This is a genomic window from Vibrio ruber DSM 16370, assembly GCF_900163965.1.
Classification (GTDB): domain Bacteria; phylum Pseudomonadota; class Gammaproteobacteria; order Enterobacterales; family Vibrionaceae; genus Vibrio; species Vibrio ruber.
In genome coordinates this window covers 12,088-36,179 of record NZ_FULE01000023.1, presented here as the reverse complement: position 1 = coordinate 36,179, position 24,092 = coordinate 12,088, and the positions used below count along the sequence as shown (strand labels likewise).

The following is a 24,092-nucleotide window of genomic DNA, read 5'->3' as shown; positions in this document are numbered from 1 at the left end:
TGGTATAAACATGTGGTAACCGCAAAACTCTGCGTTTTCATCGCGGGAGTATTAAAGAAGGCCTCATGAAGAGGCCATGGACTATCAGGCCAGAACCTGGGTAAGGATTTGGTCTATTTTCGGCCAGTTTTCCGGGGAAATCCCTGCATAATTGACGTACTTAGGCGCGTGACGGTCATTCTCCAGCGGATGCTCCCAACCATGAGTGTGCTTGACGAACAGGTGAGCAAAGGCCTCTGAGACTTCAAGACAACCGGTAAGAACCGTATCGATATATGTTTGCAGGATCGGGCTTTCATGAGTCGGTGCCATTGGCTCACTCTTCACATAAACCCACACCGCATCTTGAGCGGAGAGTGACAATTCAGTGTTGATGTCGGCGATATCCAATTGAATACGCTGATATCCCCGTTCGCGCTGATCGAACTGGGTCAGCTCTTGGGGTGATACATCGAGCAGCACACCATTGACGATACCGTCACCGGGCTGAACAACCAGTGGTGAAGCCTGATAACTGTCATCCACCATTCCCCAAGTCCGGGTTAAGCCGTCAACCACAGCCGGGCGGGCTGTGCCTGTTTGTCCGGTCAGCTGGCGTGAAGATGAGTTCATCAGACTGCCATAGCCAAAGATGTAAATTGCCACAAAACCTCCGTTGAAGCTGTTATCTATTCTGTATCGGTGTGATTGAGATAGGCTTTAACCTCTGATGCCATACGTGCCTTTTCTGTTGATGAGATAAAGCTGGCTTCAATCGCATTGAGTGTGAACTGAGCAAGCTCAGCATGGGTCATCTTGTGGGCATCGGCAACCGCCATAAAGTTATCTGTCATATAGCCGCCGAAGTAAGCCGGATCATCCGAGTTGATTGTAACGCATAGCCCTTGTCTCAGTAACTCGACGATGTTGTGTTGTTGCATATTGTCAAATACACGCAACTTGATATTGGAGAGCGGGCAGACGGTCAGTGGCATTCTTGTTTCTGCCAGTTGTTGCACCAGTTGTGGATCTTCGACACAACGAACCCCGTGGTCAACCCGCTGTACTCCCAATAGATTTAAGGCGTCGTCAATATTGCTGGCCGGGCCTTCTTCCCCAGCGTGAGCAACGGGAATAAAGCCCGCATCCCGCGCCATTTTGAATACCCGGGCAAATTTTTCCGGTGGATGACCCTGCTCTGAAGAATCCAGCCCAACCCCGATGATTTTATCCTGATAAGGCAGCGCCTGCTTGAAGGTTTCAATTGCGTCGTCTTCGCTCAGATGACGCAGGAAACACATAATCAACTGGCTGGAAATACCTAACTCTTGTCGGGCTTTATCTAACGCAGCGGAAATACCATTGATGACGGTTTCAAAAGCAATGCCACGGGCGGTATGTGTTTGTGGGTCAAAAAAGATTTCAGTATGGATGACATGATCAGCCTGACAGCGCAGGAGATAAGCCCAGGTCAGGTCAAAGAAATCCTGCTCATGAATTAACACATCCGCACCTTGATAATAGATATCAAGGAAAGATTGCAGATTGGTAAACTGGTAGGCCGCCCGGACTTCTTCCGGTGTTTGGAAGGGAATATTAACCTGATTACGTTTTGCCAGTTGAAACATTAATTCTGGTTCGAGTGTGCCTTCAATGTGAAGATGTAACTCTACTTTGGGTAGATTCTGGATAAAGTTTTGCATATCTGCCTCTGTGACAATCAGGTAATTCAATCGTGAATCAAATCGATTCAATCATATTTTGATGATCGCGGTGTATTTATTGGTATGTTGTACCCACCATTATATCAGTGCCACGGATTCTACTGAAAAAGTCAGTGTTGTTCATCACTTGTCTGGTTAAGATTTTCTACTGTGAACAAGTTCGAGAGATACGGAAGCGTTGATGAGAGGGGAATGCAGATATGAGTCATCAGCGCCATAACAGAAAAGGCCGACACAAATAATGTCGGCCTTTTCTGTACATTGAAGGATGAACTCAAATGCAATGAATTCATCAATCATGCTTAGTTATTGCTGTGGAGCTCATCATTGAGTTCTACCGCTGACTTGTTAGCGAGACACTCGACCTGTCCGGTCTGAGAGTTACGTCTGAACAGCAGATCGGAAACACCGGCTAAATCACGCGCTTTGACCACTTCAACTTTGTTGCCGTCTTTATCCAGCATTTGAACTTTGGTTCCGGCGGTGACATATAAGCCCGATTCAAGCGTGCAGCGATCGCCCAACGGGAAACCCAGCCCGGCATTGGCACCGAGGAGTGAATTTTCACCGATAGACACAACGACTTTACCGCCACCGGAGAGTGTACCCATGATTGAAGCGCCGCCACCGATATCAGAACCATTGCCGACGAGAACCCCCGCAGAAATCCGGCCTTCAACCATGCTGACACCGGTTGTTCCGGCGTTAAAGTTAATAAAGCCTTCATGCATGACCGTGGTGCCTTCGCCTACATGCGCGCCCAAACGAACACGTGAGGTATCCGCAATCCGAACGCCTGCCGGTACAACGTAATCAACCATCTTCGGAAACTTATCGACACAGTCAACGCTGAGGACGCGACCAGCCAGACGGGCTTCCATTTGGCGTTCCGGGAGCTCCGGCAAGTCAATCGGCCCTTCATTTGTCCAGGCGATATTGTGAAGCAGACCGAAGATGCCATCCAGTACGGTGCCGTGAGGCTGAACTAAACGGTGTGAAATCAACTGAAGTTTCAGGAACCCTTCTGCGACGGTTTGCGGTTGAGCATCGCTTGCCAGAATCACACCGACGAGCGGCTGTTCAGATGACGCTGCCTGCGTGGCAAACGCTGCACTGGCGGTTTCCTGCTGAGACTGAAACGCTTGTGCCAGCTCCGCGGCCTGAGCCGGAGTGATTTCAAATGTTTCGTTGCCCCCCTGATAGTCGACTATTGGGGTCAATTGGGAAACCAAAGCATCACTCGGGTTAAGAATCGGGGTTGGAAAATATGCTTCGATAATTTTTCCGTCACGGTTTTTCGTTGCTGTGCCAAGCGCTAGTGCAAAATAAGCCATTGTTTTCTCCGTTGATGAATCACGCTGTTACGTAACTCCATGATTTTGAGCCATGGTCTGCGTAAACAACGCGGGCATTGAAAGCGGGTATTGAAATCAGATGGAGCCATCATAAAGAGCCACTCAACAGGATGAAAGTCTTCAATCGCAGAACGTCTGTCAATTGATATGAGTTGTCGTTTTAGCGATATATCACCCTATAAAGAAATTCTTTTATCAGGCTGCCTGATCATCAGAGTCTGTAGCCGCTGCTTTGGGGGCTGATTTCTTTTCTGACTTGGGTTTGGCCGGTGTCGGTCTGCGCTTGGCGCCTAAGGCGTACAGCACTTCTTCTTTATTTTGTGCCAGATACATTGCCAACTCTTCTTGCTTTTCTTCACTGCTCAGTAATTCACTCTTGCCGAGTAAAGTGAACAATTCATCTGCCATATCGAGCATTTTGTCATAAGCATCTGCCTCGGCTTTAGAGGTAAAAGTCATTTTTTCTTCTCCATTCCGCTCGACCACGTACTTGACGATTACAGCCATGGTAATTCCTCTGTTTTGGTTGAATGATAAAATACTGTTATTTTATACAGTAAATGGTGTCAAAAGTCTATCCATTACGACGCCATTCAAAGCAAAACTGGATAAAGCATTTCAGAAGCGGGTTCTGATATTTTTCTTTATGAACCAGTAACCAGAAACGCCGGCGCATGTCTAAGGGAACCGATAATGAGACCACTCGACCGTCCTGCAAAGCTGCTTTGGCCGCAAGCCGGGACAGGCAGCCGAAGCCTAATCCGGCGGATACGCTGTTAATCAGAGCTTCGGTGGTATTGAGTTCAAATGCTTCATACCATCTTTCCAGACGTGGTGCGATAGTGCGGAGAAAGAATTCTCTGGAACCGGAACCCGCTTCGCGCAGCAACCACTGGCTATGTTCAAAATCAGATAATCGAACGTTGGTTTTTTGGGTGAGCGGATGTTCAGGTGCACAGATGATGCACATTTCATCCTGACTAAATTGTTTGGACACTAAGGCCGGATGTAACGTTTTTCCTTCAATCAGGGCAATATCCAGCTCGTAATCGACAAGTTTTTGGCAAATTTGAGCGGAATTCGAAATAAATAACGTTTGTGTACTGTGCTGATACTGTTGCCGGAAATGACTCAGCAGGTAAGGCGCCACTTGATTGCCGATGGTATCACTGGCACCAATCCGTAACTGTCCGTGCAGCCGGTTTTCATGCTCAAACAGCCGGGGAATAGCATTGGCCCGGTTTAACAGTTCATCGGCTAAAGGGAGCAGTTTACGGCCTTCTTGATTAAGAATCAGTCGATGATTGACCCGGTCAAATAGTGCATGTCCCAACTGTTTTTCCAACTCCGAGAGCGCCATACTGACGGCGGCTTTGGACAGAAATAGCTCTTCTGCGGCTTCGGTGAGGGTATTATTCCGGGTGACCACTGTGAAAATGTGTAGTTGCCGGAGGGTGATATGAGTGAGCATATGGGATTCAGTTCTCAGCGAATGATGACCTACATCTTTCGACATTTTATATTTTTATTCAAGTCGCCGACATGGGAAAGCTGGCAAGCAATATGCTAATCTAGTCAGCAATGATGATTTCTCAACCCGGATAACGCTTGTTTACTGTTTATCATTCAAATCAACTTGATACGCTCAAGATCCTGCTGGTTCATTTGATTAAAAATGATCCATTGACGCACCCGTTTGAAGCCGAGCAAATTTTGGTTCAGAGTCCGGGGATGTCTCAGTGGCTGAAAATGGCACTGGCACAGGAGCTGGGGGTCACCGCCAATATTGATTTTCCGTTGCCGGCGACATTTATCTGGGAGATGTTTGCCAGTGTGTTGCCGGGTGTGCCGAAGCGGAGCGCATTCAATAAAGAAGCCATGACCTGGAAGTTGATGCGTCTGTTACCGGAAATGCTCGACCAAGCGGAATTTATGCCGCTGCGTCAGTATCTGGCTGATGAAAATTCTGCATTGAAGCGGTTTCAGCTGGCGGAAAAAATTGCCGATATTTTCGATGGTTACCTGGTGTACCGCCCCGACTGGATTGAAAGTTGGGAAGCCGGTCAACCGATTGAATCTCTGACTGAGCGTCATCCGTGGCAACCGATACTGTGGCAACGTTTGTTTGCGGACACCAAACAGCTGGGACAGTCGCATTACCATCGTGGCAATTTGTATCAACAGTTTATCGAACAGTTACAGCAGACGCCGCTTCCAGATGGTGTGCTGCCCAAGCGGTTGTTTATTTTTGGCATAACGGCTCTGCCGCCCCGTTATCTCGATGCGTTGCAGGCATTGGGTGAGCAGACGGATGTTCATCTGATGCTGACCAATCCGTGTCAGCATTATTGGGGGGAAATTCGTGACCGAAAATATCTGGCCCGTGTCGCAAGTCTGAAGCGTAAGCAGATTATATTACAGGAAGGTCGATGGGTTACCGGTGATGAACGTTCGCCGTTAAAAGGAGGCATCGACGCTAATCTTGAGGATGAACTGCATTTGCAACATGCGGTGGGCAATAGTTTGCTGGCATCGATGGGAAAACTGGGGCGGGATAATCTTTATCTGTTGTCGCAGATCGAGAGTGAAGAACACGAGTTTTTTATTGAAACACCCCGGGATACATTGTTACACCAGATCCAGGCCGACATCCTCCACCTCGAAGAGCATCAGAACGATCAGATTTTGACGTCCAGCGAGCATAAACAGAAGATTGACAACGGTGATGATTCTTTGTCGATTCATCAGTGCCACAGTCCGCTGCGGGAAGTGGAAGTGCTGCATGATGAACTATTGTCCCTGTTTGACCGCAATCCTGAGATCAACCCCCGTGATGTGATTGTGATGGTTGCCGATATCAATACTTACAGCCCGGTGATTGAAGCAGTATTCGGCAATGCAGCCGCTGAACGTTATATTCCTTTTTCAATCTCGGATCGCACAGCTGATCAAGAATCCCCGGTTTTGCAGGCATTTATGCGCTTGCTTCAGCTACCGAGTTCCCGTTGTCTGGCTTCAGAGTTGCTTGAATTGTTGGAAACCCCGGCCATGATGGCGCGTTTTGAGATCAGTGAAGCCGAATTTTTACAGGCAAAAGGTTGGGTTGAGGCGTCCGGAATTCGTTGGGGACTCAATGAGCAGACGGCAAGCGAATTCGATTTACCGCCGACGCGACAAAACACGTGGGAGTTCGGGATTGATCGGATGCTCGCCGGCTATGCCATGTCTGATTCTGCAACAATGTTAGAACTGGACGACCGCAATGTCGCCCCGTATAACGAGATTCAGGGGCTCGACGCTGAGCTGGCCGGTAAATTGGCCGCATTTATCGCTCGGATTCGCGATTATCGCCGACAACTGCGACAGACGTTGCCGGTCACTGCATGGCGTGAGTTATTGCATGACTTGCTCGATGATTTTTTTGTTGCTTCAGTGGAAGAGGAAGTTAGCTTTCAGCACATTCGCGATACACTCAATCACCTTCAGGAACAGTTGCAGGATGCTCACTATGAGGATTCGGTTGCGCCGGATATTTTATATCACTACCTTGCCGGGCAGTTATCCAGTGCCCGGGTCAGTCAGCGTTTTTTAGCCGGACAAGTTAACTTCTGTACCTTGATGCCAATGCGCTCGATTCCTTTCCGGGTGGTGTGCTTGCTGGGGATGAATGATGGTATTTACCCCCGGACGGTGCCAGCCGAGGGGTTTGATTTAATGACCGAGCAGACCCGCCCGGGGGATCGTTCCCGCCGGGATGATGACCGTTATCTGTTTCTGGAGGCCTTGCTCTCTGCCCGGGAGCGTCTGTATATCAGTTATGTCGGACGTTCGGTGCAAGATAATAGTATCAGTTTACCGTCGGTTCTGGTGAGTGAGTTGGTGGCGTATTGCCATCAGAATTACTGTCTGGACGGGGATCAGGCGCTTGCCAGTGATACTTCCGGTGAGCGGCTGGTACAACACATGACTTTTTCTCATCCGATGGTGCCGTATAGTCCCGATGCATTTACCGGCCCTCACGGTAGCTATGCCCGGGAGTGGCTGCCGGCTGCGACGGGGAGTGAGTCACCTTCGCCGGTGACCGGGGGAGAACCATTACCCGACTTTTTCGCGGATGTGACATTTCCTTTAGAACTGGACTTTGTTGAACTACAGCGTTTCTGGCGTTTACCCGTTCAGTATTTTTTCAACCGTCGCTTACGGGTTTGGTTCGAAAATGAGTTGGTGTCATTACAAGATGAAGAGCCGTTTTCACTCAATGGTCTGGCCCGTTATCAACTACTGGATGAATTAGTGGCTGTCCTGCTTGAGGCGCGTCGCGCTGATTCTGAGCAGACAAGTCATTCGAGTTCGGCTACGCAATTGTCGCAAGCCCAGCAAGTTGATTATTTTATTCAGGCGAAACGGGCACAAGGACAACTACCGGTCGGGGCTTTCGGGGAACTTGAATTCCGGGAGAATTATGAGCAAGCACTGGCGCTGACAGAAGTCATCGATAGTCTGTGTCAGCAACCGAAACCCGACTGTGAGCTCAATCTCACTACCACGGTTTTAGGCGCTGATCGACCTATTCAATTGCTTGGTTGGGTGACCCGTTATTTTCAGTCCGGACTGGTGCGTTATCGGGTGGGGCGAATCCGGGCGCAGGATTATTTGTCGGCATGGCTGGATCATCTTGCTGTCGCGGTGATGGGTGAATCCTGTCCGACTCATCTTATCGGTTATGAGCGTAAAAATGGGGTTCAGCATCTTTACTATCCGCCAATCGCTGCCCAGCAAGCCCAAACCTATCTGGAAGAGTTCGTCCGTCTCTACATCGAGGGAATGAATCAGCCTTTAGCTTATTTTCCGCAAGTGGCGCTGGCTGGTATTGACGCGGGTTTCAATCGTCAGCGGGAATGGCATGAAGATGAAGAAAAAGCCGTGAAAAAAATGCAAGAGGCTTTTATCGGTAACGATTTTAGCGTTATTGGCGGTGAGGGACAAAATGCGTATATTGCCCGTGTCTGGCCACAGTGGTCAGAGGATTTATGTCAATCGGCACGTGCTTATGCTGCCCAGATTTTACAGCCACCGATGCTGTGGTTGAAAGACCATGCAGATGAACCATGATACGCAATATGCAACTGATATCATCGTGAGAAACAATCGAGGGAAGTGGGTGGCCGCCAGAAAATCGTTATTTTGTGTAGGGTGTTTGCTGTACGGCCACAGGTCAGAGGGACCACAATTCGGTGAGTCGGACATGCCATCCATCTGAGAGTGGTGTTCAACTCGGAACGAGATAGTAATGATGAAAGAGTTAGTTATCCGTGAATCAGATCCCACTCTCTTGTCAGGTATGAAGCGCATGAGTCGATTTATGTCAATTCTATTATTTAGATCACACTCCATCATGCTGAACCAACCGTTAATCTGGAGCGAAGAGCGGCTATGAGTCACACCACATCCGATGCGATGATTCCACTGGAGCCGATGCGATTTCCGTTGCATGGGATGCGTTTGATTGAGGCATCCGCAGGGACGGGAAAGACATTTACAATTGCCGGGCTCTACTTGCGTCTGTTGTTGGGGCATGGCGACGCACAGAACCGACACGCTACCCCGTTGCGGGTAGATCAAATTTTAGTGGTGACATTTACTGAAGCAGCGACCGCAGAGTTGAAAGGGCGGATCCGCACCCGGATTCATGAAGCCCGGCTGGCATTTGCCCGACATCATAGTGATGACCCGTTGCTGCAATCATTTCTCGATGAAATCCCTGACCATGATGAGGCTGCCGGCATTCTGCTTCAGGCAGAGCGGGAGATGGATACGATGGCGGTTTATACCATTCACGGCTTCTGTCAGCGGATGTTAGTGCAGAATGCGTTTGAATCCGGCAGCCGTTTCCATCACGAGTTCATTACCGATGAAAGTCGTCTCAAAGCTCAGGTGGTGGCGGATTACTGGCGACGACAGTTTTATCCGCTGTCGGTTGAGCTGGCCGCAGAAGTCCGCAACTTATGGCCGACACCGAATGATTTACTTGCGCAAATCGGCTCTTATCTGAGTGGTCATCCGCTGTCTCTTTCCGTCAGCGCAATGGATGCCAGCCTTGAACAACTGCACCGTGATAATTTACAGCGTATCGTCGAGATGAAGGCGCAATGGCGACAGTATCAGTCTGAGATTGATGCATGTATTGCCGAATCGGATGTGAATAAGCGGGTTTATACTAAAAAATTCCGGCCACAGTGGATTGAGCAGGTATCCCAATGGGCTGAGTCGGAAACCAACAGTTACCGGGTTCCCGAACAGTTATCCCGATTTTCGCAACAAGTATTGTATGAGAAAACACCGACCGGAACACCACCGGAGCATCCGTTATTTGAGATCATCGATAACTTTCTTGCGACCCCGGTATCGATTGAAGCGCCGTTGAAAGCCCATGCCATTGAAACTTGCCGTCATTTGCTGGCTAAAGCGAAGTCTGAACAGCAGTGGTTATCGTTTGATGATTTATTATCTCAGCTTTCATCGGCTTTAGATCTTGATACCTCAGGCCTGTTAGCGCAGCGTATTCGCATGCTATACCCGGTCGCAATGATTGATGAATTTCAGGATACCGATCCGTTGCAATACCATATTTTCAGCCACATTTATGCATCGCATCCGGACTGTGGCTTGTTGATGATTGGTGATCCGAAACAAGCCATTTATGCGTTCCGCGGAGCGGATATTTTCACCTATATTAAAGCGCGTCGTCAGGTACGTTCCCATTTTACACTGGCGACCAACTGGCGCTCCGGACAGTCGATGATCGATGCGGTGAATCGATTGTTTGCATCGTCTGACAGTCCTTTTCTCCACGATTCCGATATTCCGTTTATTCAGGTTGCAGCACCGCCGGAGGCGCAGCAACGCCAATGGCAACTATATCAGCAGACACAACCCGCCATGACTTACTGGTGGCCGGAGGATGTTGAACCGGATGCCGTCATGACCAAAGGTGAATACGAACAAGTCATGGCCAATGCGACTGCTGCGCAAATCCAAACGATTCTACAGGCTGCACAGGATGGGGAAGGCCACCTTTATACCAAGAATGGACAGAAAAACATTGAGCCCGGACATATCGCCGTATTAGTTCGTACGGGACGTGAAGGACGACGTATCAAAGAAGCGTTGGCTCGTCAGGATATTGCCAGTGTCTATTTGTCTAACCGGGAGAGTGTTTTTGCCAGTGACATTGCGGTAGATATTCAGCGATTGTTACAGGCCGTGTTGACACCGGAGCAGGAGCGTCCGTTACGGGCTGCGCTGGCATCTCCCTTATTCGGACTGGATATTCAGGATTTGGATGCATTAAATCGCAATGAATCGTTATGGGAGCGAGTGGTGCAGGAGTTTCGTCAGTATCGGAGTCTCTGGTCGGAACGCGGCATTTTGCCAATGTTGCGAGCAGTGCTTTATCAGCGTCATCTTGCTGAGCGCTGGCTTGCGCTGAAAGGGGGAGAGCGACTATTGACGGACTATTTACACATCGGTGAGCTGTTACAGCAAGCGGGTGCTGAAATCGAAAGCGACCATGGTCTGTTGCGCTGGTTGACTCAATCGATGATTGATGTGGCGCAGGGGAGTCATCCGGAAACGTCGATCCAGCGGTTGGAGTCGGAGAAAAATCTGGTGCAAATTGTCACGATTCATAAGTCGAAAGGGCTTGAGTATGATCTGGTGTTTCTTCCGTTTGTTATGAGTTTTCGTGAGGCCAAAGAAGCGCGTTACTACGATGAAACACAGGATCGCATTGTACTGGATATGACCCGTAAAGAAGAGGCGCTCGCCAAAGCGGAGAAAGAACGGCTGGCTGAAGATTTACGCTTGTTGTATGTGGCTTTAACCCGTTCTGTGTATGGTTGTTATGTCGGGATTGCGCCATTGAAAGGGCGAGGCAAGACAAGCAGCGCTCATTTATCAGCAATCGGTTATTTGTTGCAACAGGGGGAGCCCGGAGATGCTGCACTGTTGAAGCAGGGGATTGTTTCGCAATGTGATGAAGGCGGACACACAGTTATCGACATACCACCACAACTTCCCGAGTCACCTTTGCCACGGGTTGGTGTAGCACAACAAACCTTGACGGCACAGCAGAAACAACATCCGATTGAGCGGGCCTGGCGCATGACCAGTTATTCCAATCTGGTCAAGCAGTCCGGACATGGGACTTTTCTCGATGCCACGCAGGAAGTGCCGGGATTCGATCTCGATTCGGCCGGAGAAGTGGATGAAGCGCTGTCCGACCCGGCAGAACAGACGATTTTCACCTTTCCCAAAGGGGCAACCGCCGGAACATTCCTGCACAGTTTGTTAGAGCAGATTGAATTTACCGAGACGCCGGACAGTCCGACGAATACGGCGGTGATACAAACCTTGCTCGATTCGGCCACAATTGATCAATCTTGGCTGCCGGTATTACAGAAAATGCTCACGCACGTCTTACAGGCACCATTGAATGGGAAAGCATTACGGTTAGGAGATATTCCGGCACCGCAGCGTCTGGTCGAAATGGAGTTTCTGTTACCGATAGATCGATTACGTGCGCCGTTGTTGAACCGGATTCTGAAACGATACGATGTTTTGTCCGCTCAGGCAGGTGAGCTGGATTTTGCACAAGTCGAAGGGATGCTGAAAGGGTTTATCGATCTGGTCTTTGAATATCAGGGGCGGTACTACGTGCTGGACTGGAAATCAAATCATTTGGGGAATCAGCCTGCCGACTATGCCGCGTCTCACCTTGACGCAGCCATGGTTGAGCATCGGTATGATGTTCAGTATCAAATTTATACACTGGCACTGCACCGTTTTCTGGCGAGTCGTCTGGCGGATTATACCTATGAGCAACACTTCGGCGGGGTGTATTATCTGTTTTTGCGAGGCATGGACGGCCAGACATCATCGGGGGTGTTTGCCCACCGGCCAAAGTTTGCACTGATTGATGCATTAGACCGTTTTTTTGCCGGAGAAGATGACAATATGCGTGCAACACAGGCAGGACAGATGGAGCTTGATCTATGACACAATTGGCTCAGGCGCTGGAATTGTTAGCTGAGAAACGCGTGATTCGTCCGCTGGATCAACAATTTGCCCGGTTTATTGCTCACCAGTGTTCACAGGATCAGGCTGAGGTGGCTTGGTTAGCTGCATTAGTCAGTTATGAACTGGGGCGGGGACACATTTGTGTACCGCTGGTCGATGATGAAGAACGAGTGGCGCTGGCGCCGTTATTATTCGGCCATACTGTGGCTGAGTTGCACGCGGTCAGAGACTGTGTTGCACTGATCGATTGGTTCGCGGTGATTAAACGCTGTCCATTGATCGGTGAGCCGGGTAGCTATCTGCCACTGATTTTTGACGGAAAGCGACTTTATCTCCAGCGTTACTGGTTTTATGAACATCAGCTGGCGTCGCGTTTGCAGATGCTGTCATCATCTGTTTCGATCGATGCGGCACAGACCGAGTATTTGGCTGAAACGTTGAATCAATTATTTCCCCGTCCTTATGACGCTTTATTTCAGGCACTACAGCAGGTGGCATCGGTGGGAGAGCGCCAGCGTCTGGTGTGTGAATATCTGGATATTGTCCGTGAATCAGCGTTGGACTGGACGTCGATTGATGACTTGCTACAGCAAGCATCAAATGGTTCAGCACTCTCAGCATCGGATATCTCAGTGTTAGATACTTTGGTGCCGGAATCGGTATGTCTCAACTGGCAGAAAGTGGCAGCAGCCATTGCGTTGAGCCGGCGCTTTGCGGTGATTTCCGGCGGGCCTGGCACCGGGAAGACAACCACGGTGGCACGGCTGTTGGCGGCACTGGTGAGTCAAAATCGTTCGTTGCAGAAAAAATTGGTGATCAAATTGGTTGCTCCGACCGGAAAGGCCGCGGCACGGTTGACTGAGTCTATCGGGCAGGCGGTGGAGCGCTTGAATATTTCTACCGAGGTGAAAGCGCTGATACCGACTCAGGCGAGTACATTGCACCGGTTACTCGGGGCAATTCCGAACAGTGCGGAGTTTCGTCACCATCAGCGCAATCCGCTCCATGTCGATCTGCTGGTGGTTGATGAAGCATCGATGATTGATTTGCCGATGATGTATAAATTAGTCACGGCATTACCCGATCATGCCCGTTTGGTACTTCTGGGTGATAAGGATCAGTTAGCGTCTGTCGAGGCCGGAGCGGTATTAGGCGATATCTGTGCTTTCCAGCCGTTGGGGTATAGCCGGAGTCAAATGGCTCAGTTAGCCCGATTAACCGGATATCAATTTGAATCACACATCCCTCATCAAGATGTACCGGCATTGGCGGACAGTTTATGTCTGTTGCAGAAAAGTTACCGTTTTCATGCGCGTTCCGGGATCGGGCAACTGGCTAAAGCCGTCAATGCAGGGGATGTTTCTCAGTTGCTTCAGGTGATTCAACAAAGCTACACCGATGTGCAAATTCATGGGCTGGACAGCGAAAGTTATCATCAGATGTTACAGACACTGGTGGCGGAGTACGCTCATTATTTGCACGCGATTACGGATCCATCCGCAGTTGATGCGGGCACGCCTCCTGAGAAAAAAGCGGCATATGTGTTGCGTTTATTTCACCGCTGCCGATTATTGTGTGCGATTCGGGACGGTGACTTTGGTGTTACCGGTGTCAATCAGAGAATTGAGCGGGCTTTAAGTCGTCATCAACTTATTCGTAACAGTGATGAGCCGTGGTACGAAGGTCGTCCGGTGATGATCACCCGGAATGATCACCATCTTGAGTTATACAATGGGGATATCGGCATCTGTATGCGCGATCCGCAAGACGAACGGCTGAAGGTCTATTTTGAGCAATTTGACGGCCATGTGCGCGGTTTTTTGCCGAGTCGGATTCCTCAGCATGAAACGGCTTATGCCATGACGATTCACAAGTCACAGGGAAGCGAATTTGATTTTACATTGCTACTGTTACCACCGGAGCATACGCCGCTTTTGACGCGTGAATTAGTTTATACCGGGATTACTCGGGCGCGAAAACAATTGGCACTGTTTACTTCCCCCAAAATTTTGCAGGCTGCGGTGAGGATAAAAACACAGCGGGTGAGTGGCTTAAGAGAAAAAATGGCTCAGTGACATGCTGTGGCTAATCCGGAACAACACTGGGATTAGCCTGCACATTGGTGAAGACCATTTATTGGCCCTGAAGATTTGATGTAAATGTGATGGTGTGAATTTTATAGCGGGACTGACATTCCAGAATAAAGTTTTTCACTTGCTCACTCATCGGAAAAACGCAATGAACGTTATGACCTTCTAAAAACTGATGGTCTCCCATGTCCCAGAAGCTTTGGAGTGAATTACAAATAACCGTTCTCATATTTCTGTGCTCTTAATGACTAATTAGTAACTAAAAGCATCCTTGCACTACTTTTTATTTTGAGTAAATACTGTGATCCATGTTGCAAAAAATCGTATCCCTCAATTGATTGGATGAATTTTACACAATTTAAAAATAGAGTAAAGCAGTTTGTTATTTGTTCGGTTTCAGTGCAATTTAACCTTTTAATCTTACTCTCAGCAGCAGCGGGCTTGGATACATTGACATGACTTATCGCATCAAGTGGTTATCCAAGCCCGCCCGTTATAGTTCGAGGCATAAAACCTTGGAGCGGCGCTGGTAGTTGTACAGGTTTTGTTTGATTGCCGGCAGTGAACTGACATCCATTTCGACAAATCCTTGTTCTCTGAACCAGTGCAGGCTATGCGTGGTGAGCACAAACATTGCTTTGATGCCCATATGTTTCGCCTGACCTTTCATGTGATTCAGTAGCATCAGTCCACGATTGCTGTCCCGGTATTCGTTATGAATCGCAACACATGCCATTTCTGCCATGCTCTCTTCAGCATAGGGATAAAGCGCGGCACAGCCAATGATCAGACCATCGCGGTCAATGATGGTGAAACGATGAATTTCTTGCTCAAGCTGTTCTCTCGAACGGCGAACCAAAATCCCTTTCTCTTCCAGAGGCTGGATTAAATCGAAAATACCACCAATGTCATCGATGGTCGCCTGACGGATTTGTTCTGAGCTGGCCATGACGACCTGAGTCCCGATACCATCAAAAGAGAACAGTTCTTGAATCAAAGCACCATCTTCTTTATAGCTGACCAAATGGCTGCGCGGTACGCCCGCACGACAGGCTGAAATTGCAGCTCTGAGGAAGCGAACTCTGCCGGTATGATTATCCTGTTGCTCTTCATCTTCCGGATCGGGTTCCATCCGGCTTAATAGTGCTTCGACATCTGCCGGGAACAACTCCGCAATTGCATTGCCGTGTTCATCAATAATACCTTGTTCGGAACAGAATCCGATTAGCTTGTCGGCTTTGAGTCGAATCGCAACTTGCGTGGCGACCTCTTCCGACAGCAGGTTAAAACATTCACCGGTGACTGAGCTGGCGATTGGTCCCAGCAAGACAATGGAGCCCTGCTCTAAAGCCCGGTTAATCCCATCGATATTGATGCGGCGTACCCGTCCGCTGTGACAGTAATCAATCCCATCATCAATCCCTAAAGGTTGAGCAATGACAAAGTTACCGCTGACGATATTCAGCTGATTTCCGGCCATCGGTGTATTATTCAGGCTTAAGGAGAGTTTACCGGTAATAGAGAGCTGAAGCTGACCTGCGGCCTGCATGACGAGCGGTAAAGCCTTCTCATTGGTGATTCGAATGCCTTTATAGTAGGGCGTCGCACAGGCTTGTTCCTGTAAAATCTGATTGATTTGCGGACGAGCGCCATGCACCACGACCAGCTTGACTCCCAGACTGTGAAGCAGGGCAATATCGCTGATGATATTGGTGAAATTTTTGTCCGCAACTGCTTCACCGCCGAGCATGATGACCATTGTCTTCCCACGGTGAGCATTGACGTATGGTGTTGATTGGCGAAAGCCTTTAACCAGTGCAGTACTTCTGTTTTTCACAGTAAAATATCCATGTTTATTTATGTTGAAATAATGACTTTTTATTCAATCTTGAGCAAGTATTTTTTATTGCTTTTTCATCCATGACTTTCTGTACGTCAGAAGTTGTTCAATTTCACTTAAATATCCGTCCTGCCGATTGCAGATGATGGATCAATTTGTCATGCTTTGCCAACCGTAAATGATGGAAAACAAACTGTGAAAAAAATATTGGGCTTGATGCTGGCGTCTGTGATACTCAATGGGTGTGTGCACCCGACCGATCGTGCTCAGCAGTATCTCGACGGCACATTGCCAGATGATCTCAACCGCACTGAGCACATTACATCGAATGCGCCGCGAGACTTTACTGAATTTCCGCTTCAGAGTGATTTGGTCGTGCAAAACTCTCCGTCACTGGCGATGCTTTATCAGCCGCTTTATCAACATCTCAAAGAGTGGATACAAAAAAGCGGTGACCCTGCACAATTGCAGCAGTACGGGATTCAGGCTGCCCAGCTTCAGGGGGGCGATGAGCAAGGTAATGTATTATTCACGGGCTATTTTTCTCCGGTGATTGAACTGCGCCATACACCTGATGCCGAGTTTCGTTACCCACTGTATGCGATGCCGGCCTGTACGGCTGATTGCCCGACCCGGGCACAAATTTATGCCGGAGCGCTCGCCGGACAAGGGTTAGAACTCGGTTATGCCGCCAATCTGATTGACCCGTTCATCATGGAAGTTCAGGGCAGTGGGTTTGTTCATTTCGGAGATGACGACTCTCTGGAATATTTTGCGTATGCCGGTAAAAACAGCAAGGCTTATATCAGTATCGGCAAAGTGCTGATCGATCAGGGCGAGATCCCACGGGAAAAAATGTCGTTAAAAGCGATTAAGCACTGGGTGATGACACATCCTGAAGATGAGGTAAAAACCTTGCTGGAACAAAATCCTTCCTATGTGTTTTTTGAACCCAGAGCCGCGGCTCCGGTGACCGGTTCAGCAGGTATTCAGCTACTCCCTATGGCTTCGGTTGCCGGTGACCGACGGATTTTTCCGATGGGCACCCCGATTTTGGCTGAAGTGCCATTACTCAATGCCGATGGCAGCTGGAGCGGGACACATGAGTTGCGCGTGTTGATTGTGCTCGATACCGGTGGTGCGGTAAAAGATAATCATCTCGATCTATATCACGGTATGGGCGAACGCGCAGGGATTGCTGCCGGTCACTATCGTCATTTTGGCCGGGTATGGAAGTTGGGGTTAGAAAACTCCCCGACACAGGCACCGTGGGCTTTACCGCCAGAAAAGTTAGAATAGTTTACGGTTGGTTGTCTAGACTTTTGCAGCAAGAGTGCGTATAAAACGCACTCTTTCTTTTTGAGTGTTTTTTCAAAATAGCTTTGACTTTGGGGAATGTGATGCGTGAATTAAATACGCCGGCTTCTGATGATTACAACCAGCGTTTTGGCGGAACCCGTCGTCTGTACGGCCATGATGCGGTTGAGATCCTCCGGGCAGCGCATGTCTGTGTGATTGGTTTGGGGGGCGTTGGTTCATGGGGCGCTGAAGCACTGGCGAGAACCGGCATCGGTGAGCTGACCTTGATCGATATGGATGATGTGTGCGTAACCAATGTTAATCGTCAGATTCACGCGATGCAAGGTACGGTCGGTCAAAGCAAAATTGAAGTGATGGCGGAGCGCATCCGGCTGATCAACCCCGAGTGTCGCGTCAATTTAATTGATGATTTCATCTCGCCTGAGAACCAGCATGAATATCTGAAAGCGGAATTTGATTATGTGCTGGATGCTATCGATAGCCTGAAAGCCAAAGCGGCTTTATTAGCCTATTGCCGACGACATAAAATCAAAGTGATCACGGTTGGTGGTGCCGGCGGGCAAATAGACCCGACTCAGATACAAGTGGCGGATTTGACTCGTACGATTCAGGATCCGTTGGCAAAGAAATTGAAAGACCGTTTACGGCGCGACTACCATTTTCCGAAAAATCCGGCTCGCAAATTTGGCATTGAGTGTGTCTTCTCGACAGAACAACTCAAATATCCGCAGGCTGATGGCTCAGTATGTGCGATGAAATCGACAGCCGAAGGGCCGAAGCGGATGGACTGTGCGACGGGATTTGGCGCGGCAACCATGGTCACAGCGAGCTTTGGTTTTGTCGCAGCTGCGAAAATTGTCGAAAAATTGATCCGCAAATATCAACAGTGACGGAAGGGGAGTGAACATGTCAAATTTACCGCTGTCGCCATTTGGTCGCGAAATTACTGCTGACGATATTCAGCAGGTCATGGAAAACCTGCATGGCTGGGAAGACAAATATCGTCAGGTGATTTTGTGGGGGAAACAGTTACCCGTGATGCCGGAGGATTTGAAATCCGAACGGGTTCAGGTTTCCGGCTGTGAGAGTCAGGTCTGGCTGGTGGCTGAATCAGAACAGGATCAGTGGTTCTTTTGTGCCGACTCCGATGCCAGAATTGTTCGCGGATTGATTGCGATTGTAATGGCAGCTTATCAAGGCAAAACGCGTGATGAGATTGCTGCTTTTCCCATTGAAGACTACTTTTCCCGTTTAGGACTGTTGAATCATCTCAGCCCGTCCCGGGGGAACGGTCTTCGTGCGATCGTCGGGCAAATCCAGACACTGAGTCAACACTGACAAATGGGCAGCGTATGACTCGGTGTTCAGAGTGCTGCCGTTAGAAAAAGCTCAGGCTCTTGTCCAACGCGGTAATGAATTTTTTGACATCCTCGATGGTGTTATACATCCCGAAAGACAGACGAACGGTTCCCTGAATGCCGAATGCATCCATACAAGGATGTGCGCAGTGGTGCCCGGCTCTGACAATGATGCCTTGTTGATCCAAGAGTGTTGCGACATCCTGATGATGCACGCCTTCCACCACAAAACTGAGAATACTGGCGTTTGGCTGGTATCCGATGACCCGCACATCTTCATACTGACTTAACCCCTGATAGGCCAGCTGTTGTAACTGGTGCAGGTGCCGTTCCCGGTCTTCGACTGTAACAGACTGATACCAGCGAATGGCTTCAGCCAGCGTAATGGCACCGGCTATGTTGGGGGTTCCTGCTTCAAATTTACCGGGTAATCCGGTAAATGTGGTTTGTTCAAAAGAAACCTTTTCGACCATTTTGCCACCCCCTTGCCAAGGCGGCATGGCATCTAACAGCTGCTTTTTACCATACAGGACACCGATACCGGTGGGCGCATACAGTTTATGTCCGGAGAATACATAGAAGTCAGCATCCATCTCAACCATATTGACGGGTTCATGGACAATGCCTTGTGCGCCGTCCACCACAACCAAAGCCCCTGTCTGATGAGCCAGCGGAATAATCGCCTCTAACGGTAGGCGGGCACCGGTGACATTGGTCATGTGGGCGACAGCCACCAGTTTGGTTCTGGTATTGAGCAGTTCTGTATAAGCCTCCCAGCCAAATTCACCCTGTGCTGTCATCGGGATTTTGACAACCTTTGCGCCGGTTTGCTCCGCAACTAATTGCCACGGCACGATATTGGCGTGATGTTCGGTTTCACTCACCAGTATTTCGTCGTCGGCGGCTAAGTTTGCTCTGCCCCAACTCTGAGCGATCAGGTTCAGGGATTCTGTTGCCCCTCTTGTCCAGATAATTTCTTGTTCCGAGGCTGCGCCGATAAAACTGGCAACCAATGAGCGAGCTTGTTCAAATGCTTGAGTTGCTTCGGCCGTGAGGTGGTGGCTGCCACGGTGCACATTGGCGTTCTGATGTTGGTAATAGTGAGAGAGTCGATCAATCACGCATTGCGGCTTTTGCGTGGTTGCAGCGCTGTCCAGATAGACATAGGAAGCATCATTTAACGACGAAAATTGTTGGCGAATGGCCGAAATATCAAGTGTCATTGCGGTTACGACTCATTAAGCGGTTGAGCTGGGGTTATGCCGGCAGGCGGAACCATTGGTTCGGCAACCTGCCTCATGTGTTGTTCTCCGGAGAGCAGACGAACCACTGCCAGAGAGAATTCTAAGGCGGTTCCGGGGCCTTGGCTGGTTAACAGGTTAGCGGAGCTGTCATACACGACGCGTTGTGCACTTCTCTGAGCCTCGGGAATCTGCTGCTGAAAGTTCGGATGACAGGTGAGCTGCGCATCCGGAAACAGATGATGATGCTGTAATACAAGCGCTGGCGCCGCACAAATTGCAGCGACCAGTCGTCCGGCCTGTTTTTGCTGTTTGAGTTGCTCAATAAGGAGCGGATTATCGCGAAAGTTTTCTGCACCGGTGAGCCCTCCGGGCAAAATAATTGCATCAAACGATTGTTCGGTCACCTGATGGAGCAGGACTTCAGCGGTCAACATGACACCTCGTGAAGCCTTTACAACGAGTTGTTCGGTCGGATCTGCGCTGGCAATCACAACGTGATAACCTGCCCGAACCATCACATCAATGATTGTAATGGCTTCGATCTCTTCACTGCCGGTCGCAATTGGTACCAAAATGTTATAACTCATTGAGTGACTCCCATTGTTGTTCCAGTGTTTTGATGTGTTGATATAACGTGTCATTCTCCGGGACTGCAATGCCGTGTTTTGTCGCGCTTCTGATCAGGTATCCGGTAATAAAGTCTATTTCAGTTTTTCTTCGGTAGTAAACATCCTGATGCATCGACGACTGATTTTTCGATGTTGCGTGGATGACTTGGTAAATATGAGCGGTCAGCTGTTCAAGATTTACCGGAATACTCTCAGCCGTCATCACGGTACTTACTTCGGCAATCAAACGGGTGATGATAGCTTGATACTCAGGGCGTGCGAGTTCGCCATTCGGACATTGATGAATAGCGGTTAAAGGGTTGATCACACAATTGACGGCAAGTTTTCGCCATAGTGCGTGTTCAATCTGTGGGTGCCAGTGAACTGCCGGCAATGCATGATCGAAGACGTCTCTCAGAAACTGACACCGGCCACCTTGAGCATTTGCGGCACCAATTAAAGTTTCACCTTGCCCGGTATGGATGAGTTGTGATGATGATGGTTTGAAGGCACCGTGGGTGGTGGTTGCCAGCAGTACGGGGTTGGTCTGTAATAATGAGCCGATAGTATCGAGGCTGCCCATGCCGTTGTGCATCAGCATGATAATGGTGTCCGGATTGATTGGCTGGGGCAGCGAATCAAGGGCTGAAGCAACCTGCCACGCTTTGACGGTCACCAAAATAAGATCAGCGTGTGTGACGTCATCGGCCTGACGATTGTTAAATGTGTAGCACGACTCATCGAATTGGCATTGATACTCAGAGTCTGTCTGTCTGCCAAATACTGCGACCTGATGTCCGTCTTGTTGTAATTTGATGGCCCAAAGCGAGCCTATCGCTCCCGGGCCAATCACCAGAATATTCATGTTTTACGATGGCTCATTGATTTGTTCCCAACGATTAGCGAGTCTAATCAAGCCTGATTTAAATGCAATCCTGTTTTCTGGATGCTTTTGCTTTTTCCAGCATACCGTTAAAGTAATGTCGGAGTGAGTAGAGCATGATCAGACTTGGGACGACCATCACCGCGGTCAGGACAAAAAATAACGGCCAGTTGTTCAGATAATCGGCCAGTGCACCACTGAAGGATGAGAGGACGGTACGCCCGGCATTGCCTAAAGATGCTAATAGTGCATATTGGGTTGCAGAAAAGGCTTGCCCTGTCATTAAGGTAAGGAACGAGACAAAGGCGACGGTCGAAAATGCGGTGGTAAAATTATCAACGAGTACGGTTGCAAGGAACAGGTGCTCATTTGGTCCTGTTTGGGCAATCCAAGCAAACATCAGGTTACTGGCTGACATGGCGATACCGCCGATCAGGAGCCCTTTAACAATACCAAATCGGACAGTCACCATACTTCCGAGCAGGGTAAAGAGCATCGTTGCCCACCAGCCGAGTAGTTTCGAATAGTAACCAATTTGCTCATTGCTGAAACCCACCTCGCGGTAAAATGAAATCGACATTTTGCCCAGAAATGCTTCGCCAATTTTGAACAAAAACACGAACAGCAAGATGGTTAACGCAACCCGAATCCCGTTTCGTTTAAAGAAATCAATAAACGGCTCAACCACGGTGACAGAAATCCACAACAGTGCCGGGGATTGAATATATTGATGATGACGAGCTTCCGCTTTTTGCTGTAAACGATCCCGGTGGGTGACAGGCTCTTTGGTCATCAGCGTGAAGATTATCAGCACAACCATCACTGCTGCCATCCCAAAATAGACCGTGTTCCAGCCGTACTGATCTGCGTTGGTAAATGCCAGATAGCCGGGCAAAGAATACCCGGTCCACCAACCGATAACCGCCATTGCTGAAGCCTGAGGCAGCTTTGACTCTTCAGCTTTATTGAAGCTATCGATTCGAAAAGCATCAATCGCAATATCTTGAGTCGCTGAGACAAATGCGATGACCAGTGCCACAACGTAGGTCATCATAAAATGCGTGGTAGGGTTGGAAAACGAAGCAATAGCTAATGTGCACAACAAGATGATGCATTGGCAGACAAAAATCCAGCTACGCCGCTGCCCGAGCCATCGGCTCACCAGCGGGATATGGAGCCGGTCGACGAGAGGAGACCATAAAAAATTCACCGAATAGGCGACAAAGATGCTACTGAAATAACCGATATCTGTATTGGTAAATCCTGCATCTTTGAGCCAGCCGGACATATTGGAACCAATCAAGACCCAAGGAAAGCCACTGGAACAGCCGAGCATGAGAACCCATGCTAAGCGTTTATCAAGATAACTCTGAACAGTCGCTTTCCACGTATTGGATGATTTTTGCAACGAATAAACCTCTATTGTGCTGGTGGCGTCGTTGCTGTGGTGTCTTTTTCAGGGACAACAAAAACACGCGTGATAATAATTGGCTCTACCGGAACATCTTTCATGTAATTCCGGACACCTGTTTTTTGTTGACCTATCTTTTGAATCACGTCAATCCCTGAAGTGACCCGGCCAAACACCGCGTAACCCGGTGGCCGTTCTCCATAATTGAGAAAATCATTATCAACCAAGTTGATAAAGAATTGTCGGGTTGCCGAGTTCGGATCCTGCGTTCTGGCCATTGCAATGGTTCCGGTTTGATTTAACAGACCGTTACTGGCTTCATTCGCGATTGGCGGATAAGTTTTCAATCGCTCCATTTGGGTGCTGAATCCGCCACCCTGAACCATGAATCCGGGAATGACGCGGTGAAAAATACTGCCGACGTAACTGCCGTCTTCAACATAACGCAAGAAGTTTTTGACTGTGACCGGCGCTTGTTCGCTGTTCAATTCGACTGTAAATGAACCCAGTGTGGTTTCAAATGCCACACTGGGGGAGGCAGAAGCTCCGAGACTAAACAGTGAAAAAAGCCAACAGGCCAATATAGCTGAGAAGCGATACCGACGCATTAAAAGTGCTCCCGCATGTAGTTTTTCAGCTCATCATCTTGGGCAACTTTTTTCAGGACATTATTGACGACATCATTAAAGACCATTTCGATATCATCATTTGATGCACTAAATGTTGACGTTTTCTTTGCGGTACCATGGTAAGTTTTTACCAATTTACCGGTTGGGGTTTCCGCGGTGATTTCAAGCACAACACTGGCGTTCATTTCGCTTTCCATGATTGAATGCTTGACTGAAACCAACGCTTCTTGGATTTCAACAGTCACGGAGTTTTCGCTATTGACGCTGGTTGTAAAACCTTGAGATGAAAATTGCTGTGACAACGCATTCTCAATCGCGATACGAACATTCTGACGTGCATGAACCGGTTCAATGTGGGCACGTCCGCTATCAACTAACGCAACATATTGAGAGGTTCTGACATCTTTACTCGTCAGAGTAAACGATTTCCCTTTTACAATATCACTCTGGCTGAGGGCCGGCTGAGGGGCAAAGTTGATTTGTTGCTGCTGTGGGCCTGAACAGGCGGCAAGCAGTGCGACAGTCGCTGCAATAACCAGTTTTTTCATGAGTGGTTCCTTGTTCAAAATCGAG

At 48.9% G+C, this 24,092-nt stretch carries 19 protein-coding genes; 6 read left to right on the top strand and 13 right to left on the bottom strand.

The features are described from left to right. Nucleotides 1-84: 84 nt before the first annotated feature. The 5 genes from VR7878_RS08270 to VR7878_RS08250 all read right to left on the bottom strand — a co-directional run bounded on the left by VR7878_RS08270 (nt 85) and on the right by VR7878_RS08250 (nt 4,529). Nucleotides 85-639 carry a gamma-glutamylcyclotransferase family protein gene (locus VR7878_RS08270; RefSeq protein WP_077335172.1) on the bottom strand — a complete coding sequence of 185 codons (555 nt, stop codon included), beginning with the start codon at nt 637-639 and terminating at the stop codon, nt 85-87. A 29-nt stretch (nt 640-668) separates the two neighbouring features. Beyond that, entirely contained in the window at nt 669-1,682 is a 1,014-nt protein-coding gene (locus VR7878_RS08265) for an adenosine deaminase (protein ID WP_077335142.1), read from the bottom strand. A 323-nt stretch (nt 1,683-2,005) separates the two neighbouring features. Beyond that, the gene (dapD, locus tag VR7878_RS08260) at nt 2,006-3,037 is read right to left on the bottom strand and encodes a 2,3,4,5-tetrahydropyridine-2,6-dicarboxylate N-succinyltransferase (RefSeq protein WP_077335140.1); all 1,032 of its coding nucleotides are present in this window, start codon (nt 3,035-3,037) and stop codon (nt 2,006-2,008) included. A 216-nt stretch (nt 3,038-3,253) separates the two neighbouring features. After that, complete coding sequence (locus VR7878_RS08255; protein WP_077335138.1) at nt 3,254-3,565, bottom strand: YebG family protein; 312 nt, start codon at nt 3,563-3,565, stop codon at nt 3,254-3,256. 67 nt (nt 3,566-3,632) lie between these two features. Further along, complete coding sequence (locus VR7878_RS08250; RefSeq protein ID WP_077335136.1) at nt 3,633-4,529, bottom strand: LysR substrate-binding domain-containing protein; 897 nt, start codon at nt 4,527-4,529, stop codon at nt 3,633-3,635. Nucleotides 4,530-4,666: 137 nt separating this feature from the next. Here VR7878_RS08250 and recC point away from each other — a divergent pair, with 137 nt between their 5' ends. The 3 genes from recC (at nt 4,667) to recD (ending at nt 14,211) form a co-directional block, all read left to right on the top strand. Then, nucleotides 4,667-8,170 carry an exodeoxyribonuclease V subunit gamma gene (gene recC / locus VR7878_RS08245; protein ID WP_077335134.1) on the top strand — a complete coding sequence of 1,168 codons (3,504 nt, stop codon included), beginning with the start codon at nt 4,667-4,669 and terminating at the stop codon, nt 8,168-8,170. A 321-nt stretch (nt 8,171-8,491) separates the two neighbouring features. Beyond that, nucleotides 8,492-12,115: an exodeoxyribonuclease V subunit beta gene (recB, locus tag VR7878_RS08240; protein ID WP_077335132.1), complete on the top strand. Its 3,624-nt coding sequence runs from the start codon at nt 8,492-8,494 to the stop codon at nt 12,113-12,115. Beyond that, on the top strand, nt 12,112-14,211 hold the full coding sequence (recD, locus tag VR7878_RS08235) for an exodeoxyribonuclease V subunit alpha (protein WP_077335130.1): 2,100 nt from the start codon (nt 12,112-12,114) through the stop codon (nt 14,209-14,211). Before recB ends, recD begins: the two co-directional genes overlap by 4 nt. A 58-nt stretch (nt 14,212-14,269) precedes the next feature. Here the strand turns inward: recD and VR7878_RS21375 are convergent, their stop codons facing one another. Then, nucleotides 14,270-14,455: a hypothetical protein gene (locus VR7878_RS21375; protein ID WP_077335128.1), complete on the bottom strand. Its 186-nt coding sequence runs from the start codon at nt 14,453-14,455 to the stop codon at nt 14,270-14,272. A gap of 264 nt (nt 14,456-14,719) precedes the next feature. Then, a complete protein-coding gene (argA, locus tag VR7878_RS08225) occupies nt 14,720-16,063 on the bottom strand; it encodes an amino-acid N-acetyltransferase (RefSeq protein ID WP_077335126.1) in 1,344 nt (447 codons plus the stop codon). Between the two features lie 198 nt (nt 16,064-16,261). On the opposite strand from argA, the gene mltA reads away from it, so the two are divergent. From mltA to csdE, 3 genes are all read left to right on the top strand, one after another. Beyond that, nucleotides 16,262-17,365, top strand: coding sequence for a murein transglycosylase A (gene mltA, locus VR7878_RS08220; protein WP_077335124.1), 1,104 nt, complete (start codon nt 16,262-16,264; stop codon nt 17,363-17,365). Between the two features lie 101 nt (nt 17,366-17,466). Beyond that, the gene (gene tcdA, locus VR7878_RS08215) at nt 17,467-18,276 is read left to right on the top strand and encodes a tRNA cyclic N6-threonylcarbamoyladenosine(37) synthase TcdA (RefSeq protein WP_077335122.1); all 810 of its coding nucleotides are present in this window, start codon (nt 17,467-17,469) and stop codon (nt 18,274-18,276) included. Nucleotides 18,277-18,292: 16 nt separating this feature from the next. Then, nucleotides 18,293-18,724 carry a cysteine desulfurase sulfur acceptor subunit CsdE gene (gene csdE / locus VR7878_RS08210; RefSeq protein WP_077335121.1) on the top strand — a complete coding sequence of 144 codons (432 nt, stop codon included), beginning with the start codon at nt 18,293-18,295 and terminating at the stop codon, nt 18,722-18,724. A gap of 40 nt (nt 18,725-18,764) precedes the next feature. Here csdE and csdA read toward each other — a convergent pair whose 3' ends face one another. From csdA to VR7878_RS08180, 6 genes are read right to left on the bottom strand one after another with little or no spacing between them, the layout of a single operon-like run. Continuing rightward, nucleotides 18,765-19,967 (bottom strand): cysteine desulfurase CsdA, encoded by a 1,203-nt coding sequence (gene csdA, locus VR7878_RS08205; protein ID WP_077335119.1) that lies wholly within the window; start codon nt 19,965-19,967, stop codon nt 18,765-18,767. Between the two features lie 5 nt (nt 19,968-19,972). Beyond that, nucleotides 19,973-20,575, bottom strand: coding sequence for a DJ-1 family glyoxalase III (locus tag VR7878_RS08200; protein WP_077335117.1), 603 nt, complete (start codon nt 20,573-20,575; stop codon nt 19,973-19,975). Next, complete coding sequence (gene panE, locus VR7878_RS08195; protein WP_077335115.1) at nt 20,565-21,461, bottom strand: 2-dehydropantoate 2-reductase; 897 nt, start codon at nt 21,459-21,461, stop codon at nt 20,565-20,567. Before panE ends, VR7878_RS08200 begins: the two co-directional genes overlap by 11 nt. A 58-nt stretch (nt 21,462-21,519) precedes the next feature. Beyond that, nucleotides 21,520-22,887, bottom strand: a complete 1,368-nt coding sequence (locus tag VR7878_RS08190) for an AmpG family muropeptide MFS transporter (protein ID WP_438874077.1) — start codon at nt 22,885-22,887, stop codon at nt 21,520-21,522. An 11-nt stretch (nt 22,888-22,898) separates the two neighbouring features. Continuing rightward, nucleotides 22,899-23,498, bottom strand: coding sequence for a peptidylprolyl isomerase (locus tag VR7878_RS08185; protein ID WP_077335114.1), 600 nt, complete (start codon nt 23,496-23,498; stop codon nt 22,899-22,901). Further along, nucleotides 23,498-24,067: a YajG family lipoprotein gene (locus tag VR7878_RS08180; RefSeq protein ID WP_077335112.1), complete on the bottom strand. Its 570-nt coding sequence runs from the start codon at nt 24,065-24,067 to the stop codon at nt 23,498-23,500. The genes VR7878_RS08185 and VR7878_RS08180 overlap by 1 nt, the downstream gene beginning before the upstream one ends. Nucleotides 24,068-24,092 lie beyond the last annotated feature (25 nt).

Excerpts from the sequence above, each read along its gene's own strand:
- VR7878_RS21375 (WP_077335128.1), bottom strand. The coding sequence starts at position 14,455 with ATGAGAACGGTTATTTGTAATTCACTCCAAAGCTTCTGGGACATGGGA.
- recD (WP_077335130.1), top strand. The coding sequence starts at position 12,112 with ATGACACAATTGGCTCAGGCGCTGGAATTGTTAGCTGAGAAACGCGTG.
- dapD (WP_077335140.1), bottom strand. The coding sequence starts at position 3,037 with ATGGCTTATTTTGCACTAGCGCTTGGCACAGCAACGAAAAACCGTGAC.
- VR7878_RS08265 (WP_077335142.1), bottom strand. The coding sequence starts at position 1,682 with ATGCAAAACTTTATCCAGAATCTACCCAAAGTAGAGTTACATCTTCAC.
- tcdA (WP_077335122.1), top strand. The coding sequence starts at position 17,467 with ATGCGTGAATTAAATACGCCGGCTTCTGATGATTACAACCAGCGTTTT.
- csdA (WP_077335119.1), bottom strand. The coding sequence starts at position 19,967 with ATGACACTTGATATTTCGGCCATTCGCCAACAATTTTCGTCGTTAAAT.
- VR7878_RS08200 (WP_077335117.1), bottom strand. The coding sequence starts at position 20,575 with ATGAGTTATAACATTTTGGTACCAATTGCGACCGGCAGTGAAGAGATC.
- csdE (WP_077335121.1), top strand. The coding sequence starts at position 18,293 with ATGTCAAATTTACCGCTGTCGCCATTTGGTCGCGAAATTACTGCTGAC.
- VR7878_RS08185 (WP_077335114.1), bottom strand. The coding sequence starts at position 23,498 with ATGCGTCGGTATCGCTTCTCAGCTATATTGGCCTGTTGGCTTTTTTCA.
- panE (WP_077335115.1), bottom strand. The coding sequence starts at position 21,461 with ATGAATATTCTGGTGATTGGCCCGGGAGCGATAGGCTCGCTTTGGGCC.
- VR7878_RS08180 (WP_077335112.1), bottom strand. The coding sequence starts at position 24,067 with ATGAAAAAACTGGTTATTGCAGCGACTGTCGCACTGCTTGCCGCCTGT.
- recB (WP_077335132.1), top strand. The coding sequence starts at position 8,492 with ATGAGTCACACCACATCCGATGCGATGATTCCACTGGAGCCGATGCGA.
- VR7878_RS08250 (WP_077335136.1), bottom strand. The coding sequence starts at position 4,529 with ATGCTCACTCATATCACCCTCCGGCAACTACACATTTTCACAGTGGTC.
- VR7878_RS08255 (WP_077335138.1), bottom strand. The coding sequence starts at position 3,565 with ATGGCTGTAATCGTCAAGTACGTGGTCGAGCGGAATGGAGAAGAAAAA.